The organism is Plantactinospora sp. B5E13, assembly GCF_039871775.1.
GTDB lineage: Bacteria > Actinomycetota > Actinomycetes > Mycobacteriales > Micromonosporaceae > Plantactinospora.
Window position 1 is genome coordinate 45,353 of the sequence record NZ_JBDPLT010000022.1, and the last position, 18,710, is coordinate 64,062.

16 protein-coding genes and 1 pseudogene are annotated in these 18,710 nt (G+C 72.4%); 2 read left to right on the forward strand and 15 right to left on the reverse strand.

Features of this window, described 5'->3' with window-relative positions; translation table 11 throughout:
• Window positions 1-7 precede the first annotated feature (7 nt).
• The 3 genes from ABGB05_RS20570 to ABGB05_RS20580 all read right to left on the reverse strand — a co-directional run bounded on the left by ABGB05_RS20570 (window position 8) and on the right by ABGB05_RS20580 (window position 2,275).
• A complete protein-coding gene (locus tag ABGB05_RS20570; protein WP_347655069.1) occupies window positions 8-520 on the reverse strand; it encodes a shikimate kinase in 513 nt (170 codons plus the stop codon).
• Window positions 520-1,698, reverse strand: a complete 1,179-nt coding sequence (gene aroC, locus ABGB05_RS20575; protein WP_347655070.1) for a chorismate synthase — start codon at window positions 1,696-1,698, stop codon at window positions 520-522. Before aroC ends, ABGB05_RS20570 begins: the two co-directional genes overlap by 1 nt.
• A gap of 70 nt (window positions 1,699-1,768) precedes the next feature.
• The gene (locus ABGB05_RS20580) at window positions 1,769-2,275 is read right to left on the reverse strand and encodes a MarR family transcriptional regulator (protein WP_347655071.1); all 507 of its coding nucleotides are present in this window, start codon (window positions 2,273-2,275) and stop codon (window positions 1,769-1,771) included.
• Between the two features lie 185 nt (window positions 2,276-2,460).
• Between ABGB05_RS20580 and ABGB05_RS20585 the strand changes: the two are divergent.
• Window positions 2,461-3,660 (forward strand): annotated as a pseudogene (locus ABGB05_RS20585) (multidrug effflux MFS transporter); the annotation flags it as partial.
• A 73-nt stretch (window positions 3,661-3,733) separates the two neighbouring features.
• Here the strand turns inward: ABGB05_RS20585 and ABGB05_RS20590 are convergent.
• Entirely contained in the window at window positions 3,734-4,585 is an 852-nt protein-coding gene (locus ABGB05_RS20590) for a shikimate dehydrogenase (RefSeq protein ID WP_347655072.1), read from the reverse strand.
• Window positions 4,586-4,678: 93 nt separating this feature from the next.
• Here ABGB05_RS20590 and ABGB05_RS20595 point away from each other — a divergent pair, with 93 nt between their 5' ends.
• Entirely contained in the window at window positions 4,679-5,077 is a 399-nt protein-coding gene (locus ABGB05_RS20595; RefSeq protein WP_347655073.1) for a hypothetical protein, read from the forward strand.
• Window positions 5,078-5,129: 52 nt separating this feature from the next.
• On the opposite strand, the gene mltG is transcribed toward ABGB05_RS20595, so the two are convergent.
• From mltG to ABGB05_RS20650, 11 genes are all read right to left on the reverse strand, one after another.
• The gene (gene mltG / locus ABGB05_RS20600) at window positions 5,130-6,332 is read right to left on the reverse strand and encodes an endolytic transglycosylase MltG (protein ID WP_347655074.1); all 1,203 of its coding nucleotides are present in this window, start codon (window positions 6,330-6,332) and stop codon (window positions 5,130-5,132) included.
• A complete protein-coding gene (gene ruvX / locus ABGB05_RS20605; protein WP_347655075.1) occupies window positions 6,329-6,790 on the reverse strand; it encodes a Holliday junction resolvase RuvX in 462 nt (153 codons plus the stop codon). The genes mltG and ruvX overlap by 4 nt, the downstream gene beginning before the upstream one ends.
• A 169-nt stretch (window positions 6,791-6,959) precedes the next feature.
• Window positions 6,960-9,641, reverse strand: coding sequence for an alanine--tRNA ligase (gene alaS, locus ABGB05_RS20610; protein ID WP_347655076.1), 2,682 nt, complete (start codon window positions 9,639-9,641; stop codon window positions 6,960-6,962).
• On the reverse strand, window positions 9,638-9,943 hold the full coding sequence (locus ABGB05_RS20615) for a hypothetical protein (RefSeq protein ID WP_347655077.1): 306 nt from the start codon (window positions 9,941-9,943) through the stop codon (window positions 9,638-9,640). The genes alaS and ABGB05_RS20615 overlap by 4 nt, the downstream gene beginning before the upstream one ends.
• An 82-nt stretch (window positions 9,944-10,025) precedes the next feature.
• Complete coding sequence (locus ABGB05_RS20620; protein ID WP_347655078.1) at window positions 10,026-10,496, reverse strand: DUF948 domain-containing protein; 471 nt, start codon at window positions 10,494-10,496, stop codon at window positions 10,026-10,028.
• Between the two features lie 143 nt (window positions 10,497-10,639).
• Window positions 10,640-11,317: a hypothetical protein gene (locus tag ABGB05_RS20625; RefSeq protein WP_347655079.1), complete on the reverse strand. Its 678-nt coding sequence runs from the start codon at window positions 11,315-11,317 to the stop codon at window positions 10,640-10,642.
• Between the two features lie 2,099 nt (window positions 11,318-13,416).
• Window positions 13,417-15,033 (reverse strand): replication-associated recombination protein A, encoded by a 1,617-nt coding sequence (locus ABGB05_RS20630; RefSeq protein WP_347655080.1) that lies wholly within the window; start codon window positions 15,031-15,033, stop codon window positions 13,417-13,419.
• 75 nt (window positions 15,034-15,108) lie between these two features.
• Entirely contained in the window at window positions 15,109-15,324 is a 216-nt protein-coding gene (locus ABGB05_RS20635; protein ID WP_347655135.1) for a hypothetical protein, read from the reverse strand.
• A gap of 77 nt (window positions 15,325-15,401) precedes the next feature.
• Entirely contained in the window at window positions 15,402-16,706 is a 1,305-nt protein-coding gene (locus ABGB05_RS20640) for an MFS transporter (RefSeq protein WP_347655081.1), read from the reverse strand.
• Entirely contained in the window at window positions 16,703-17,389 is a 687-nt protein-coding gene (locus ABGB05_RS20645) for a helix-turn-helix domain-containing protein (RefSeq protein ID WP_347655082.1), read from the reverse strand. The genes ABGB05_RS20640 and ABGB05_RS20645 overlap by 4 nt, the downstream gene beginning before the upstream one ends.
• A 172-nt stretch (window positions 17,390-17,561) precedes the next feature.
• The gene (locus ABGB05_RS20650) at window positions 17,562-18,587 is read right to left on the reverse strand and encodes a hypothetical protein (protein ID WP_347655083.1); all 1,026 of its coding nucleotides are present in this window, start codon (window positions 18,585-18,587) and stop codon (window positions 17,562-17,564) included.
• Window positions 18,588-18,710: the final 123 nt, after the last annotated feature.

Below are 18,710 nucleotides of genomic sequence, written 5' to 3' on the forward strand. Positions count from 1 at the left end.
GTCGGAGCTATCCCGCGTCGCTGGCGAGACCCGCGAGGATCTCGTCGGCGACCTGCTCGGGGGTCCGGCCGTCGGTGGAGACCGTCCAGGTGGCCACCTCCGCGTAGAGCGGCCGGCGTTGGTCGAGCAACTGCTTGAGGGTGGCCCGGGGGTTGAGCGCGAGCAGTGGGCGTCCGGCGCCGAGGCCGACCCGCCGCACCGCGTCCGACAACTCCACCGACAGGTGGATCACCCGGTGCCCGGCCAGCGCCGCCCGGGTCTCCTCGGCCAGGATCGCACCGCCGCCGAGGGCGAGCACCCCGTCGAACGACGCCAGCGCCGCCGCCACCGCGGTCCGCTCCAGGGTACGGAAGTACGCCTCCCCCTCGTCGATGAAGATCTCGGGGATGCTCTTCCCGGCCGTCGCCTCGATGTCGCCGTCGGTGTCCCGGAAATCGACGCCGAGCCCCTTGGCGACCAGCAGCCCGGTGCTCGTCTTACCGGCCCCCGGAGCACCCACCAGTACGCAGACCGGCGCCATCAGTGGATCACCAGGTTGTCGAGGTAGCCGGCGAGGTTGCGGCGGATCTCGGCGACCGAGTCGCCACCGAACTTCTCCGTCGCCGCCTCGGCCAGCACCAGCGCGACCATCGTCTCGGCGACGATCGCGGCGGCCGGTACGGCACAGACGTCGGACCGCTGGTTGATCGCGGTCGCCGGCTCACCGGTCGTCACGTCCACCGTGGAGAGGGCGCGGTTCAGCGAGGAGATCGGCTTCATCGCGGCCCGGACCCGGAGCGGCTCGCCGGTGGTGATGCCACCCTCGAGGCCACCCGCCCGGTCGGTGACCCGACGCACCCCGGTCGCGGTCGGGACGATCTCGTCGTGCGCGACCGAGCCACGGGACCGGGCCTGCTGCCAGGCGTCACCGATCTCCACACCCTTGATCGCCTGGATCGACATCAGCGCGGCGGCGAGCCGGGCGTCGAGTTTGCGGTCCCACTGGACGTGACTGCCCAGACCCGGCGGAACCCCGTACGCCAGCACCTCGACGATGCCGCCGAGGGTGTCGGCGTCGGACTTGGCGGCGTCGACCTCGGCGACCATCCGGGCGCTCGCCTCCGGGTCGAGGCAGCGCAGCGGGTCGGCGTCGATCCGTTCGGCGTCCTCCGGGCGGGGCTGCAGGCCGGGCTTGGCGGCCACCGACCCGAGTTCGACCACGTGCGAGACGATCTCGATGCCGAGCGCCTGCTGGAGGAACGCCCGGGCGACGGTGCCGACGGCGACCCGGGCGGCGGTCTCCCGCGCGCTGGCCCGTTCCAGGATGGGCCGGGCGTCGGTGTGGCCGTACTTCTGCATGCCGGCGAGGTCGGCGTGCCCGGGTCGGGGCCGGGTCAGCGGGGCGTTGCGGGCCTGTCCGGCCAGCACCTCGGGGTCGACCGGATCGGCGGACATCACCGTCTGCCACTTGGGCCACTCGGAGTTGCCGACCCGGATCGCCACCGGGCTGCCCAGGGTGACGCCGTGCCGGAGCCCGCCGACGATCTCGACCTCGTCCCGTTCGAAGGACATCCGGGCGCCCCGGCCGTAGCCGAGCCGACGCCGGGCCAACTGTCGGACGATCTCCTCGCTGGTCACCTCGATCCCGGCGGGCACCCCCTCCAGGAGCGCGACGAGGGCGGGACCATGGGACTCTCCTGCGGTCAACCAGCGCAACACGAACCTAACCCTCTCCTCGCCGCGGCCGGGTCGGCCGGTCGCGGGTCAAGTTTGGCACGGACCGGGTCGGTCACCCCGCCCCGCCCGCACCGTCCCGCTCTGCGGACCCGGACTGGTCGCCGGGTTCGGGTTCGGCAAGCAGGTCGGCGAGCCGCCGCAGGTGCGGTGCGGCCCCGATGATCTCCCGGCGGGCCGGCCCGTCGAGCCGGTCCAGGGCCCGCAGCAGCAGGTCGCGACGTGCCGCGGTGACCTCGGCGATCCGCTCGTGCGCGGCCGGGGTGAGTCGGAGCCGGACCAGGCGCCGGTTGTCTGGGTCCCGCTCGCGCTCCAGCAGACCGGCGGTGACCAGGTCACCGACGAGGGTGCTGACCGTGTTGGCGGCGGTGCACAGCCGCTCGGCCGTCTCCTTGACGCTGATCCCGGGACGCCGCTCGACCAGCCGCAGCACCTCCACCTGCGCGTCGGGCAGCGGCGGACGGCCGAGCCGTCGGCTCATCGAGCGACGCAGAACCCGCTGCACCTCGGCCAGGCCGGTGCCGAGCACGGCGACCGCCTCGGACGTCGCCTCGTCCGCCATCTCGTCTCCCCTGTCCTGTCGACCGCCGGGTCCGCGCTGTCGTGGGTCCCTCACGCTGTCGGTGGTCCGACCGGCGCACCACCCCGGCTTGCCTTCCCCCGGCGCGACGGCGTCTACTTCACATCGCAATAGCTCTGCCAACAGAGCTAATGTCTCCGTTCGATGACAGAGCCTAGGGGGACGTCGTGGACGCACCACGCCCGGTAGCGCCGACCGGTCGGGCCGCCGTCGGCCTGCTGGTACTGCTCGGCATCCTCACCGCGGTGGGTCCACTCTCGCTGGACATGTACCTGCCGGCGTTTCCCGCGATGACCGGCGCGCTCGACGCCGCCCCGGCACAGGTACAGCTCTCCCTCACCACCTTCCTGCTCGGCCTGGCACTGGGCCAACTCGTCACCGGGCCGGTCAGCGACCGCTGGGGGCGGCGGCGGCCCATCCTGGTGGGGGTCGCCGCCTACACGGTCTGCAGCCTGCTCTGCGCGTTCGCGCCGTCCGCCGGCGCACTCGCGGCGCTGCGGCTGGCCCAGGGCATCGCCAGCGGCATGGGCGTGGTGGTGGCCCGCGCCATCGTCCGGGACCTCTACTCCGGACGGGCCGCCGCCAAATACTTCTCCCAACTGATCCTGATCTTCGGGGTCGCACCGGCGGTCGCCCCCGCCCTCGGCAACCTGGTACTGCAGTTCGGCGACTGGCGGCTGACCTTCGTCGCCCTGACCGGCATCGGGGTGCTGCTCCTCGTCGCGGTGGTGTGCTGGCTGCCGGAGACGCTGCCCGCGCCGCACCGCGCCGTCGGAGGCCTGCCGACCACCCTGCGGGTGCTGCGGACCCTGCTCACCGACCGGATCTACCTCGGCTACGTCCTCGCCCAGGGCCTGGCCTTCTCCGCCCTGTTCGCCTACATCTCCGGGTCGTCGTTCGTGCTCCAGGAGGTCTTCGCCGTCTCCGCCGGCTGGTTCAGCCTGCTCTTCGGCCTCAACTCCGTCGGGATGACCGCGGTCGGCCAACTCAACGCCCGACTGCTCGACCGGTTCCCCACCCGCCGGTTGCTCACCGTCGGCCTGCTCGGTGGCATCCTGGCTGGGGCGGTGCTGCTGACCGGCGCGACGACCCGCAACCTGCCGGCCGTCGCGCTGGCGCTGCTCGTCTTCGTCTCCAGCATCGGCATGACCCTGCCGAACGGACTGGCCCTGGCGCTCGACCGGCACCCCGGGTACGCGGGCACCGCCGCCGCCCTGCTCGGCTCCCTTCAGCAGGGCATCGCGTCGGTGGTCGCCCCGCTCGCCGGGCTCGGACCGGACAACAGTGCCGTCCCGATGGCCGTGGTGGTGCTCGGCACCACGGTGCTCTCGTTGGTCGCGGTCCGCACCCTCACCCGGGACCGACGGACCGGCGCCCCGGGAGCGAAGGCCACCGGAGATCTCAGCGGGTCGGACGGCCCCGACCGTGGGGCCGGAAACCTCAGCGGGCCGCCCAGGCCGCGGTCAGCGCGGAACGCATCGCCGACACCGGGGCGGCCACCCCGGTGAACTGCTCGAACTGCCCGACCGCCTGGGCCAGCAGCAGGTCGAGGCCGGAGACGATGCGACAGCCGGCGGACGCGGCGCCCGCCGCGAGCGGGGTCGGCCACGGGTCGTAGACGACGTCGAATACCACCGTCCCGGGTTGCCAGGACCGGGCCGCGTCCGCGAGATGGTCGGCGGCGCCCTTCGGCACCGTGGAGACCAGCACGTCGGTCCGGCCGACGTCGGCCGGGTCGGCCCAGTCCTGGACCTCGAACCGCAGCCCGAGCGAGTCGGCCAGCCCGGCCAACTCCTCGCCGGCCGCCCGGCGGCGGACCCGACAGCTGACCCGGCCCGCCCGCAACCGGGCCGCCGCGGCGAGCGCCGCCCGGGCGGTGCCGCCGGCGCCGAGCAACGTCACCTCGGCCCCCTCGGTCACCCCCGCCCCGGTCAGTACCTCGACCATGCCCGGCACGTCGGTGTTGTCGGCGTACCAGGAGCCGTCGGCACGACGTACCAGGGTGTTGGCGGCGCCGATCGCGGCGGCGACCGGCGAGACCTCACCGGCCACCGCGAGCGCCGCCTCTTTCAACGGCATGGTCAGCGACAGGCCGGCCCACTCGGGGCCGAGGCCGGCCACCCGGTCGGGCAGCTCGGCCTCGGCACACTCGATCGCCGTGTACGACCAGCCGATCAAACCGGCGGCGGCGTAGCCGGCATTGTGGATCACCGGTGACAGCGAGTGGGCGATCGGCTTGCCCAGCACCGCTGCGCGGATTCCTTCACTCTGAGGAGCCGTGGAGCCACTCATATACCACCATCACTGTTTATCATCAAGATCTTGTGCGCTACACAGTCGCCTAAAAGCATTGAGTTATCACCAATTCGTTCGGGGAGGCCACCTTTGCGGCAAATCAAACCAACAATCACTGCGGGGCTCGCACTCGCGGCACTCGCCACCGGGATCGGGGTCGTAGCCGCGACTCCCGCGAGTGCCGACACTCTCTACGCCGGCGCCACCCCGAGGTCCGGCAACTCGGCGGTGAAGGTCCGGACCGGGCCAGGAGCCAGCTACACCGCGGTCGGGCAGGTCGGGACCGGACAGTACGTCCCGTGCTGGTATCCGGTCACGGCCGACTGCAACTCGGGCGGCAGCGGTGTATCCACCGGCAGTTCCTACACCTGTAACGGCGCGACCAGCAACAGGTGGCTGAAGGTCAGCTGGGCCGGCACCATGCGATACGCCGCCCTCGGGTGCCTCAACATCAGGCAGATACCCAACGGCGCGGACATCGTCCCGTGAGCTTGCGGGGGCCGTCCGGTCGGACGGTCCCCCGCAAGCCTCCGCTCAGCGATCAGAGGACGCCGTTCTCGCGGGCCTTGGCCTCGTTGCGCAGCTGATCGTTGTAGTTGTCCGCGAACGCCGAGTTGCCGTCCTTGTCGATGGCGACGAAGTACAGCCAGTTGCCCTTCGGCGGATCCATCGCGCCCTCCAGGGCGTCCTTGCCCGGATTGTCGATCGGCGTCGGGGGCAGCCCGGCATGGGCGTGGGTGCTGTACGGGTTCTTTTCGTCGTACATCTCGTCCCGGTTGAGGTCCCCCGACTTCTTGGTCTCCTCCCCCGTCAGCTCCCAGTAGTAGTTGAGCGTCACGTCGAACTGGAGACAGTTGCAGGGAAAGTCCCCGTAGAGCCGGTTGTAGGCAACCCGGGAGATCTTGCCGAGGTCCTTCTTCACACCAGCCTCGGCCTGAGCCAACGACGCCACGATCAACGCCTCGTACGGGGTGATGCCACCACGCTTGGTCTCGACCGTCTTGACAAAGTCGATCTCCTCGGCGGTGTTGAGGAAGCCCTGCACCATCTTCTTGAGAACACCCTCGGCCGTGGAGTTCGGCGGGAAGTCGTAGGTGTCCGGGAAGAGGAAGCCCTCGATCGACTTGGTGGCCTTCTTGCCGTCGCTGCGCTTGAACCAGAAGTCCGGTACGCCGAGTTCCTCCGGGTCCTTCGCCGCCGCCTCGAAGTCCTTGATCGGAATCTTCGTGTGCTCGGAGAGCTTCTTGAAGATCCACTTGGCGGTGTGACCCTCCGGGATGGTGAGCAGGTTCGTCACCTTGTTCTTCGGGTCGAGCAGGGCGGTCAGCGCCAGGGCCGCACTCATCTCCTTGCGGACCTTGTAGAGACCCGGCTGGATGTTCTGGCTGCGGGAGTTCTCGTCGGCCGCCTCGATGAACGCCTTCGTGCTCTTGACGACACCGGCCTCGACCAGGGTGCCGGCGATCTGGGCCAGGCTCTCGCCCTCGGCGATCTGGATCCGGACCTCACCGCTGCCGTTGCCGTCGTAGTCCGGCGTGATGAAGTAGCCCTGGACCCGGTCGAAGCCGTACCAGCCGACCCCGCCGAGCACGCCCAGCAGGACAAAAGCCATCAGCAGCGCGGCCACCGTCCGGCCACGACTGCTCTTCCGCTTTTTCTTCTTCTTGCCGTTCCGCTTGCGCTGTGCGCCAGGCCGGTGCCGTCCCTTCTCCATGTCCTCGTCGAACGCGAAATCGTCGATCATCCCGTCCGCCTCCGCTGCCTCTCCAGCCAGCTCTGCAGAATCTCCACCGCGGCCGCCTGATCGACCACCGCCCGTTGACGCCGACCTCGGACGCCCCGCTCGGCCAGCCTACGAGACGCCACGACCGTCGACATCCTCTCATCCACGAGTTCCACCGGCACCGGTGCGACCGCCTCGGCCAGCCGCGTGGCGTACGCCTGCACGTGTGCCGCCGCGGGACCGTGCCCACCGGCCAGGTTCACCGGCAGACCGACCACCACCGTCACGACCTCGTGAAGTTCGACGAGTCGTGCGACTTCCGAGATATCGGTCGGCACCTGGTCCGTACCGGTCCGTACGTCCCGGGCCAGGGTGACCAGGGGGGTGGCGAGGATGCCGTCCGGATCGGAGAGCGCGATGCCCACCCGCACCTGGCCGACGTCCACGCCGAGTCGCACACCACGGGACCATTCGGTCATCCGAATCCTCCGCGTGGCCCGTCCGTCGGTAGGCCTGCCCCGCTGCGGGGGCGGGCCGTCGTGGCTGGAAATCCAACCACAACGGCCCAACCCCGGGCAACCGAACCCGGCGTGGCGCCACGGTCACCGGAGCACACCGTCACGACCGTCTCTCCCGGCGTATCCGGCATCAGGCCTCGGCCAGCGACTTCTCGACCGCGAGCAGCAACGCGGGCGCCTCGCCGGCCGGCAGTCCGCCGCCCTGCGCCAGGTCCGCGTTGCCGCCGCCCCGACCGGAGAGCGCACCCTTGACCAGGGTCGCCGCCGAGACACCCCGCTCCTTGGCGGCCGGGTTCACCGCGACCACCAACGACGCCTTGCCACCGGACCGGGCGGCCACCGCCACCACCGCCGGACGCGCCGGGTCGATCTTGCCCCGGATCTCCTGGGCGAGGGTACGCACGTCGTTGCCGGCCGCGCCCTCCGGCGCCTCGGTGCCGACGTAGGCGACACCCCGGATGTCCCGGGCCTGCTGGGCCAGGGCCGCCGCGCCGCCGAGCACCAGTTGCGCCCGGAGCTTCTCCAGCTCCCGCTCGGCGTCCCGCAGCTGGGCCACGGTCTGCTCCACCCGGTCCGCAACCTGCTCGCTCGGCACCCGGTACAGCTCGGCGAGCCGGGAGACCAGCAGGTGCTCCTTGGCCAGGAACCGGAACGCGTCGAGGCCGACCAGCGCCTCGACCCGGCGTACCCCGGAGCCGATCGACGACTCGGAGAGGATCTTGACCAGGCCGAGCTGCGCCGAACGGGCCACGTGCGTACCGCCGCACAGCTCACGGGCGTAGTCGCCGACCTCGACGACCCGCACCTCGTCGCCGTACTTCTCGCCGAACAGGGCCATCGCGCCGAGCCGGCGCGCCTCCTCCTGCGAGGTGATGAATGCCCGCACCTCCAGGTCGGCGAGAAGCACCTCGTTGATCTGCTGCTCGACGTCGGTGAGCACACTCGGCGCCACCCCGGTCGGGGTGTTGAAGTCGAACCGCAGCCGGCCCGGCGCGTTCAGCGAACCCGCCTGGGTCGCCGACTCGCCGAGGAAGTTCCGCATCGTCTGGTGCACGAGGTGGGTGGCGGTGTGCGAGCGGGAGATCGCCCGACGCCGGGTGATGTCGATCTCGGCCAGCCCGGCCTCGCCCCGGCGCACCTCGCCCCGGACCACCCGGGCCCGGTGCACGATCAGGCCCGGGATCGGCTGCTGCACGTCGAGCACCTCGACCTGCCCACCACCGACCGTGATCAGGCCGACGTCCGGCTGCTGGCCACCGCCCTCGGCGTAGAACGGGGTGGCGTCCAGCACCAGCTCGATCGTCTCCCCCTCACCGGCCGCCTCGACCGGGGTGCCACCGGTGCCGAGCAGCGCCCGTACCGCCGACTCCCGGGAGACCTCGGTGTAGCCGGTGAACTGGACCGGGCCACCCGCGTCGAGCACCGACCGGTACGCCGACAGGTCCACGTGCCCGGTCTTGCGTGCCTGCGCGTCCGCCTTGGCCCGGGCCCGCTGGTCGGCCATCAGCCGACGGAAGCCGTCCTCGTCGACCTGCAGCCCCTGCTCGGCGGCGATCTCCAGGGTCAGGTCGATCGGGAAGCCGTACGTGTCGTGCAGCTGGAACGCCTTGTCACCGGAGAGCCGGGCACCGCCCGCCGACCGGGTCTGCTCGATCGCGGTGTCCAGGATCGTCGTCCCCGCCCGCAGGGTGGAGAGGAACGCGTCCTCCTCCGCGTACGCGTACGACGAGATCCGGTCGAACTCCTCGGCCAGCTCCGGATAGGACGGGGACATGCAGTCCCGGGCCACCGGCAGCAGCTCGGGCAGGGCCCGCTCCTGCCAGCCGAGCAGCCGGATCGCCCGGATCGCCCGCCGCATGATCCGGCGCAGCACGTAGCCCCGGCCCTCGTTGGACGGGGTCACCCCGTCACCGATCAGCATCAGCGAGGTCCGCACGTGGTCGGCGATCACCCGCAGCCGTACGTCGTCCGGGTGCGACTCCGACGCGGCGTGCCCGGAGTGCGCGCCGTACCGCTTGCCGGTCAGTTCCGCCGCCCGGTCCAGGATCGGCCGCACCTCGTCGATCTCGTACAGGTTGTCGACACCCTGCAGGATCGAGGCCATCCGCTCCAGGCCCATGCCGGTGTCGATGTTCTTCGCCGGCAGCTCGCCGAGGATCCGGAACTCCTCCTTGCTGCGCACGTCGCCGATGTCGTACTGCATGAAGACGAGGTTCCAGAACTCGAGGTAGCGGTCCTCGTCGACCTCCGGGCCACCCTCGCGGCCGTAGGCCGGGCCACGGTCGTAGTAGAGCTCGGAACACGGGCCGGCCGGGCCGGGGATGCCCATCGACCAGAAGTTGTCCTTCTTGCCCCGCCGCACGATCCGCTCGGCCGGCACCCCGGTCCGGCGCCAGATCGCCTCGGCCTCGTCGTCGTCGAGGTAGACCGTCACCCAGATCCGCTCCGGGTCCAGCCCGAAGCCGCCCTGGTCCACCGACTTCGTCACCAGGTCCCAGGCGAACGGGATCGCCCCGGCCTTGAAGTAGTCACCGAAGGAGAAGTTGCCGTTCATCTGGAAGAACGTGCCGTGCCGGGAGGTCTTGCCGACCTCGTCGATGTCCGGCGTACGGATGCACTTCTGCACCGACACCGCCCGCTGGTACGGCGGCGTCTGCTGACCGAGGAAGTACGGTACGAACTGCACCATGCCGGCGTTGACGAACAACAGGTTCGGGTCGTTGATCGCCGGCAGCGGAGCGGACGGCACCACCGTGTGGCCGTTGGCCTCGAAGTGCGCCAGGTAGCGCCGCTTGACTTCCGCCGTTCTCATCTGGTGCCTTCCTCCGGAAATAGCTCACGGTCGCCGAGCCGGGGGTCTTCCCGCAGCTCGGCGAACTGGTCGTCGAACGCCACGCCCTCGGCGAACGCCTCATGGATCTGTTGCTCCCGCTCGGCCATGCCGTCGCGGACGTCGTCCGCGAAGTCCCGCAGCGCCTGGACCAGGCCACCGGCGGACTCGGTCAGCGAGTGGGCTATCCCGCCCGGGGTGTACGCCTGTGCCGTCCGGGTCACCTTGCGGACGACCAGCGCACCGACGGCGAGCCCGATGCCCAACCAGAGCAGTCGCTTCATGGCCCCATCCTCTCTCCGTGCCGGGGTGCCGCACCCGGCGGGTCCACCGCCGGCCACGGCTGGTCCAGGTGCGGGCCCCCGGTCACCGCCCGCCGCGCCGGCTGGCCCGACGCTGCTGCTTCAACGTGGCCCGGACCTCACGCTCGGTCTCGGCGTTGCGGCGGGCGGCGGCGGCCCGGCGCACGCCGTACCCGAACGCCGCGACCTTGACCAGTGGGTTCGCCGCGGCGGCGGAGATCACGGTGGCCAGGTTCGCGACGTTGGCGGTGACGTTCTGGGCGTGCCCGGTCATCGTGTCGATCTTGGCGAGCTGGATGTTGACCCCGTCGAGCGAGGTGTGCACCTGTCCCAGTGCCGTGTTCACGTTCTCGATGGTGACGTTCATGTTCGTGAGCAGTGGCGCCGTACGCTCGTTGATGTCGTTGATCGTCCGGGTCGCCGCGTCGACGGTCCGGCCCAACTTCCAGATCGGCCTGGCCATCACCAGCACCAGCATCAAGAACGCCCCGGCCGCGACGAGCGCGGCGATCTGGCCGATCTCTCCAGCGTCCACCCGTGTCCTCCTCCATGCACCGTCTCGAAACGCGCGACCGTCTCACTCGGACACCGGCGGGTCACCGCTTCACCACGGCCACCCGCCGGAACGCCCATCGGAGTATCAACCGCCAACCCTACCGTCGGTGACGACCGCCGGCCTCACGACGGGGTCGCCGTGGGAATCAGGTCGTCCGGCAACGGCAGGTCGGGGTCGACACCGGGCAGTGACGGCGCCGGGTTCGGCTTCGGGCCGAGCCGGTCGTCCGCGATCGCGTTGCGTACCTTGATCGAGATCCTTGACCCCTGGCAGTCCTCGCCCGTGGTGCCGCCGGCCGCCGGATCGCCGGGCTCGGCGCCCTCCACCGGTGGCACCTCCGGGGACTCGCCCGGCAGCACCTCCGGACAGGCTGGTGGGCGGACCCAGAGGTCGAGGGTCAGCTCGTCCCGCCGCCAGCAGCTGTAGTGCTGGTTCTCCACCGGCTGCTCCGGGCAGAGCGCCACCTTCCAGGGCTGCCAGCCCTCGCCGGTCAACGCGGACTCGTAGGTCCGGGCGGTCTCCTCCCAGGGCCGGTCGGACGCCATGGTCCGTTCCCGGAACCGACACTCGAGCAGGCACCACCGGCTGCCGCTGACCCCGTCCACGATGTCCTGCTCGGCCCAGGTGGGCACGGCCAGGGCGTCCAGGGAGTTGAAGACGGGGTCCCGGGTCGCGGCCCGGACGCCGAAGTACGTCGGCAGTGCGCCGAGCACCAGCAGGCTCGCCAGCAGCAGGGCGATGGTCCGCAACCGACGTTGCTCGCGGATCTGGTTACGCAGCTCCGACCGGGTACCCGGCACCGGCTCCGACGCGTCGGACGTGCTGCCGGACCGATCCTCGGGATGACCGGGCTCGTCCGGCCGCCCGACACTTGGCCCGGTCCGCGGCTCGACAGCGTCCGGTCGGGCGACCCCGGCCACCGGGCCGGGGCCGCCCGACGGAGATTCGCCCGGCGGTACGGCCACACCGGCCCGTGCCGGAGCACCCGGCGGCGGTACCGCCACACCCCCGCGCGCCGGAGCACCCGGCGGCGGTACGGCCGCACCGGCCCGTGCCAGAGCACCCGGCGGCACGGCGGCGCCCCTGGCGGCCGTGGCCGGACCGGGCCGGTCCGACGGCAACGGCGGTTGCGGTGGCCCGACCTGACCCGGTGCCTGCCGGGACTCGGGCCCGGGACGGCCACCTTCCCCCGGTGCTCCCGTGGGCTGTCCGGAAACCGGGCGGGCCCGGCCCGGAGTCATCGGCGCCCGGGCCGCGGCGGCGGGACGGCCAGCCTCCACCGGACCGGTCGGACCGTCAGGACCGCCAGGCCAGGGACCCGCCCCATGCGGAGTGGGCGGAACCGGTGCGGCGCCCGCTCGTACCCCACCGACCGGCGGCGGCCCGTCGACTCGCGGTCCGGCGTCCGCCGGGGTCACCTCCCCCTGTCGGCCCGGCACCACCGGCAGTCCGCCACTGTGCCGGCCGACCGGACCGGGGCCGGCCGGACGGAGGACGGACGGGGGTTCGGCACCGGGCCGGACCCGCGGGCCCCGAGGTGGCGCGACGGCGCCGTCACCCGGCGACGCCTCGTGCCGCCCGCCGCCGTGTCGGATGCCCGGTCGTTCCGCGTCGAGCCCCGGAGCAGCCGTCGACGCATGGGTCGCCGGCGGCACCCCCGGCTCCTGGCTCGCCGGAATGACACCGGTTGCCGGATCACCGAGCGGCGATCCGGGCGGGCCGGCGACACCGGGACCGAAGCCACCGGCCGGAACGATCGGTCGGCCGCGCTCCGGCCGCCCCGCCGGCCGGAACCGGTCCGCCAGTGAAGCGGCGTGGCCAGGTCGGGTCTCGTCAGCGGCACCGGCGGGCCGTAGCGGCGGCGCACCGGGTACGACACCGGACGCTCGGACACCGGGTACGGCCTGCGCGCCCGGTGTCACGGGCGCACCGGGACCAGGCGTGACGCCGGACGGCTGGACACCCGACCTGGGCATGCCTGCCGGGTCGGCCGGCCCTGGGCCGCCGGCGGCCGGGCGGGCGACGCCGGGCCGGGCCGGCGCCGCCGGCGGGCCCGAGACGCCGGGCAGCGGCGGCGCGTTGCCCGACGCGGGGACGACAACGTCGCCGGGCGACGGCGGTTGGCTGTGCCGCCCTCCCCCGGTCGGCGTCGCCGCGGGCGTCGGAGGGTCGTGTCGACCACCGGACCGGTCCTCGGGCCGGGTTCCCGCCGACCGGGGTCCCGGTGGTGGCTCAACCGGTCCGGCCCCGTGGCGGGGCTGGTGGATCCCGCCGGTCGGCGGCTCGGCACCCGGGTCGGTACCCGGTCGACCGTCGGGTCGGGGGCCGGTCGGCGCGGTCCGCTGGTCCGCCGTGCCCCGCTCCACCGGGACCCCCGGCCACGGGCCGGGGCGCACCGGGCCGGCGGAAGGTGGCACGGCCGCCGACGGGGCGCCCGTGATGCCCCCCGGAGGAGGGCCGGCCGGCGGACCGCCCGGGCGGTCCGGATGCTCGGCGGGGCCGATCGGGGAGCCCGGAGGCGCCGGTGGGAAGACCGGGGCGGTCCGGCCACCCGGGGTGGCCGGATCCGACGGCTCCATCCGGCCCGGCGGAGGTTCGGTCCCGCCGGCCGCCGGCTCCACCCGACCGGGCGACGGGTCCGAGAGTTCCGCCAGGGCACGGTCCCGGGCACTGTTCGACAACCCCTCCGGCGGCGCGGCGGGGATCCCGTCACCCGGGCCGATCGCCGAACGCTGTTCCTTGGCGGTACGCAGGTCGGCGATCCAGCCGAGCTCCTCGCCGCTCACCTCGGGCTGCTCGGGCGCCTCCTCCGACTTGCCCCGGCCCCAGCGGCGCCCCTTGCCCCGTGGGTCCCGCCGCTCGTCGTGGCCGTCCTCGCCCGGGTCCGAACCGCGCGATCTCACTGGTCTGCCTCCCCGACCGACGTTCCGCCGTTGTCCTGCGCCACTCTGTCGTCCCCGATCCCGTCCACCGGCCGGCCGTTCGAGGTGGTGTCCCCGGTACGCCCGTTCTGGTCCGTCCTCGTCGCGGCCGCATCCGGTCCGCCTGCCGTACCGCCGCCGTTGCCGGGCGCCGGGCCGCCCCCGGATGTCGGACCGCCCCCGCCGCCGTTGCCGGGCGCCGGGCCGCCGGAGGGTGGCGCGGCCTGACCCCGGACGATCCGGCGGAGCAACGGCAGCCGGGTGCTCACCGCGCGCTCGGCACCGTGTCCGGTCGGTTGGTAGTAGTCCACCCCGACCAGGTCGTCCGGCGCGTACTGCTGGGTCACCACACCCCGGTGGTCGTCGTGCGGATAGCGGTAGCCGATGCCGTGCCCGAGCCCCCGCGAACCCGAGTAGTGCGCGTCGCGCAACGCCCGGGGCACCGAACCACCACGGCCGGCCCGTACGTCGGCGATCGCGGCCCCGATCGCGGTGGTCGTCGAGTTCGACTTGGGTGCGGTGGCCATGTGGATCACCGCCTGGGCGAGGTTGAGCTGCGCCTCGGGCAGGCCGACGTACTCCACCGCGTGGGCGGCCGCGGTCGCCACACTCAACGCGCTCGGATCGGCCATGCCGACGTCCTCACTGGCGAAGATCACGATCCGGCGGGCGATGAACCGGGGATCCTCCCCGGCCACCAGCATCCGGGCCAGCCAGTGCACCGCGGCATCCACATCGGAGCCCCGCATGCTCTTGATGAACGCGCTGGTGACGTCGTAGTGGGCGTCGCCGTCCCGGTCGTAGCGCACCGCCGCCACGTCGACCGCCTGTTCGGCGGTGGCCAGGTCGATCACCGTACCGCCGAGTGCCGTCGCCGAGCCCGCGGCCGCCTCCAGCGCGGTCAACGCCTTGCGTACGTCACCGCCGGCCAGGCGTACCAGGTGGTCCTCGGCGTCCGGTGCCAGGGTGAGCGCGCCGGCGAGGCCGCGCTCGTCGGCGGTCGCGCGGCGCAGCAGGCCGCGGACGGCGTCGTCGGTGAGCGGTTGCAGGGTGAGCAGCACACAGCGGGACAACAGCGGCGAGATGACCGAGAAGTACGGGTTCTCGGTGGTGGCCGCCAACAGGGTCACCGTCCGGTCCTCGACCGCCGCCAGCAGCGAGTCCTGCTGGGTCTTGCTGAACCGGTGCACCTCGTCGATGAAGAGCACGGTCGGCGGGCCGCCGGCCCGGCGCTCCCGGCGAGCCGTGTCGATCACCGCACGGACGTCCTTCACCCCGGCGGAGAGCGCGGACATCGCCACGAAACGCCGCTCGGTGGCCCCGGCGACCAGGTGCGCGATCGTCGTCTTGCCGCTGCCCGGCGGCCCCCAGAGAATCACCGACATCGGCGCCGCGCCGGTGACCAGTTGACGCAGCGGCGAACCCGGCGCCAGCAGATGGTCCTGCCCGACCAGCTCGTCGAGGCTGGTCGGACGCATCCGGACCGGCAACGGCGCGTCGACGGCCGGTACGGTGAATCCAGCGACGCCGGTCCCGGTCGACGCGGCAGACCCGCCACCGGGATCGACAAGCGAGAATAGGCCGTCGGACTCCATCACGAAGACACTACCGGCCCGGTTTCCGGTGCCGGAAATGCACCGATGACCGGGCCGGTCGTCACGGGGTACGGATCAGCCGCGACCAGGACGGCGGCCCCGGTACCACCGTCCGCCACCGCCCGCGGCGCCCGGACCCCGGCCCACCCCGGCCAGGTAGAGCGCGAGACAGAGCAGGCCGATCACCAGCAGGGTGTGGACGTTGAACAGGTCCGGCGCGCCGAGGTCGGAGTCGAGAAGGTCGAGCAGCAGGGCAAAGCCGAAGACGCCGGCGGCGACGTAGGCGAGCATGTTTTCCTCCCGGTGGGGGTCCCAGTAGGTCGGCCAGGTTGTACCCACCGCCGTCACCGGCCAATCCCGGCCGGGGGTCAACCGGCCGGACCTGGCGCAACCGCCGGCGTGGGTGTCGAAACGCCGTCCGGGTCGGCAGAGTCGGCGGACCGTCGTCCGGCCAGCCAGGCGGGCAGGTAGAGCGGCGCGGCGACCGCGAGCACCACGGCACCGACCACCATCGCGGTACCGACCGAGGTCGCCGCGGCGAGGGCGGTCAGCAGCACCCCGCCGAGCGCGGCCGCGGGCTGGGCCATCATCGAGTTCAGCGAGATGGCGCTGTTGCGGTACGGTCCGTCCACCTGGCGGTGCAGCAGTCCCATGTGCAGCGGGTTCGACGCCCCGTGGATCGCGTAACAGAGCAGGTAGGCGGCGATGATTCCGGCCGGGCCGGCGAGCAGCGCCATGCCGACCACGGTGGCGCCCTGCAGGACCCGCAGCAGTCCCGCGGCCAACGGCGCCCCCAGCCAGCGGGCGACATAGGTGATCAGTGCCGCCCCGCCGGCCGAGGCCAGCCAGGCCGCCGAACCGGTGGGGCCGAGCAGCGCCGCCGCCCGGTCCGGGTCACCGACCACCTCGGAGAGCCGTACCGGCAGCAGTGTCTCGAAGGTGACCATGCCGAATCCCCAGAACAGTTCCACCGCGACCAGGGCGAGGACGATCCGGGACCGGCGCAGCAGTCCGAACGCGCCGCCGATCGCCGTCGGCACGGCACGTACCGAGGTGCGCAGCGTGGCGGCGCCACCCGGTGGGCGTACCTCGACCAGGAGCAGCAGCAGGGCGACCAGTGCGACGACCTCCAGCAGCACGGCCACCAGCACCGGCACGGTGAGGGCACTGAACGGGCCGATCGGGCCGAGGGCCACCAGGCCACCGGCGAGCAGCGCTCCGGCCGCGATGCAGACGCCGAGCACCACTCCCCCGGCGTGGAGGCCGCGCTCGTACTCGGTCTCCGGATCGGCGGCCAGCATGGCGTCGACGTACCAGGATTCGAGCGGACCACTGTCCAACGCCCGGAAGATCCCCTGCAGTACGAAGAGCAGGAAGAACAGGACGAAGGAGTCGGCGAGGACGAGGAGCACCAGCGAGCCGAGGTTGATCAGGGTCGCGGTGACCAGTACCGGTTTGCGCCCCAGCGCGTCGGCGAAGCCACCGGTCGGCAACTCCAGGGCCAGCACCACCAGGCCCTGGGCGGCGGCGACCAGCCCGACCTGCGGCAGGGTGAGGCCCCGTTCGAGCAGCAGCAGGGTGATCACCGGGATCAGCAGGCCGATCGGCAGCCAGCGCAGGCCGTGCAGAATCAGGTAGCGGCGCCTGACCTGGACGGCGGTCAAGGTGCTCACGGCGCCTCCTCCTCGGCGTGGTGGCCGTCGGGTCGGGGTGCGGTGAGTGGCATCGGGCCACGGACCGGGAAGGCGTGCAGATAGAGCAGTACGCGCTCGGTCCCGTTCGGTTCCCCGGTCCCGTCCTTCTCCGCGAGGTTGTCCGGGTCCATCGAGACGAGGCTGTGCCGGTAGCGGTCCAGGACGGCGTGCAACTCGTCGGAGAGTTGCCGGAACTGCCCAGGGGTGAGCCGGAACAGGAAGTCCGAGAAGCCGGCTGTGTCCCGCCACTCGGTCGGGAAGTCGTGCTGGTTTTCCAGCCAGCGCTCGGTTTGGTCGGCGTGGACCCGCAGGGCGTACCGGAACAGCCAGTCGGCCGCCGCACGGGCGTCCGGATGCTGGTCGAAGTCGCTGTTCCGCCAGTGGCTGACCTGGTGCGCCGCCCGCCACCACCGCTGCCGGCCGGTGCCCCGCTCGGCCTCCTCCTCGACGAGCCCGGCGTCGGCGAGCTGGCGGAGGTGGTAGCTGGTGGCGCCGGTGTTCGTGCCGAGCTCCTGGGCGAGCCGGGTCGCGGTGGCCGGGCCCTCGCTGCGCAACGTGGCGAGGAGTCGGGCCCGGAGCGGATGAGCCAGCACCCGGATCTGGGCGGTGTCGAGGTGGACCTGGGACGGTTCAGGGTCGAGGGGCGGCGGGGAGGCGGACATATGATGCACAGTAATTGTGCACAGAGCTTGTGCACAAGTTCTGTGCAGAGAAATTATGCGAGCGGCTCCCGTGCCGCAGGGCAGCAAAGAGCCCGCCCCGGCCGCACGCGGCGGTCGGGGCGGGCTCGGTGTTCGCTGTGTCCTGGAGCGAACCGGCGCCGGGGCGCGGCGGTCAGCCGGGGAAGTCGCCCGGGTCCACGTCGCTGGTACGGGCGTTGCCGCCCGCCGTCGGTGTCAGCGTGATCGTCCAGATCGTGTACTGCGAGGAGGTGGTACTGAACTTGAAACTGTCCTCGAAGCGCTGGAAGTTGCAGTCCCGCCCGAACGCCTTGGCCTTGCCGTCCCAGTCCTTGCCACCGGTCATGTAGATCCGGTACGTGCCGTCACGGACACCGCCGACCGTGATCTTGCCCTTGGCCCGGACGTAGACGCTGATCGCCGCGCTCTTGGACCCGTTCCGGACGACGTTGATGACCGCGTCGGTGCTGCCACCGTTCTCGATCTTCAGCTCGCCGAGCCCGCTCCGGTTCCGCTTGAGGAACTTGCCGTTGCTGAGCCGCCGGTTGGTGTCCGAGGTCTTCTTCGGTACGAACTTCCCCACCTGGTACGCCTGCGCCGGATCCGCGGTCGCGAGCGCCTGCTGCGCGGCGCGCACGTCCTCCGCGGCGGCCTCACGGCTGAGCCGGGCAAGCGCTGAGTAGCCGAGGCACACCTCACCGGCCCCGGCCGCCGACCCGGTCTCGGCCAGCGAGTCGCTCAGGCCCTCCAGCCCGCTGAGCAGGTCGGCGTGCGCGGTGGCGACGTTCGGCGGCGGCACGACCCGGCTCAACGCCTCGATCTGCTGCTCGATGGCGGACTCGATGCCGTCGACCGCCGACCCGACCGCCTTGGGGTTCTTCGCCCCACCGAGCTTGCCGAAGGCGTCGCCGACCGACTTGTCGACCGACGCCAGCAGGGCCTGGTACTCCGGTGGGCTCATCGGTGCGGCACTGGGCGACGCCCCGCCGGCCGGACCCGAACCCGCCGTGTTCTTGGGGTCGCCGGAGTCACGGTTCAACCAGAGCAGCACCGGCACCGCCAGGACGACCAGCAGCACGACCGCGACCGCCCCGCCGACGATGGCGAGAATCTTCCCCCTGCCCGAGCCGCCCGACGGCGCCGGTACGGGCGGGTACGGCCCGAACGGGGCGGGGCCCATCGGCGGACCGGACGCCGGCGGACCCGACATCGGCGGCCCACCGTACGCCCCAGCCGGCGGACCCGACATCGGCGGCGCGCCATACGGTCCAGCCGGCGGACCCGACATCGGCGGCGCGCCATA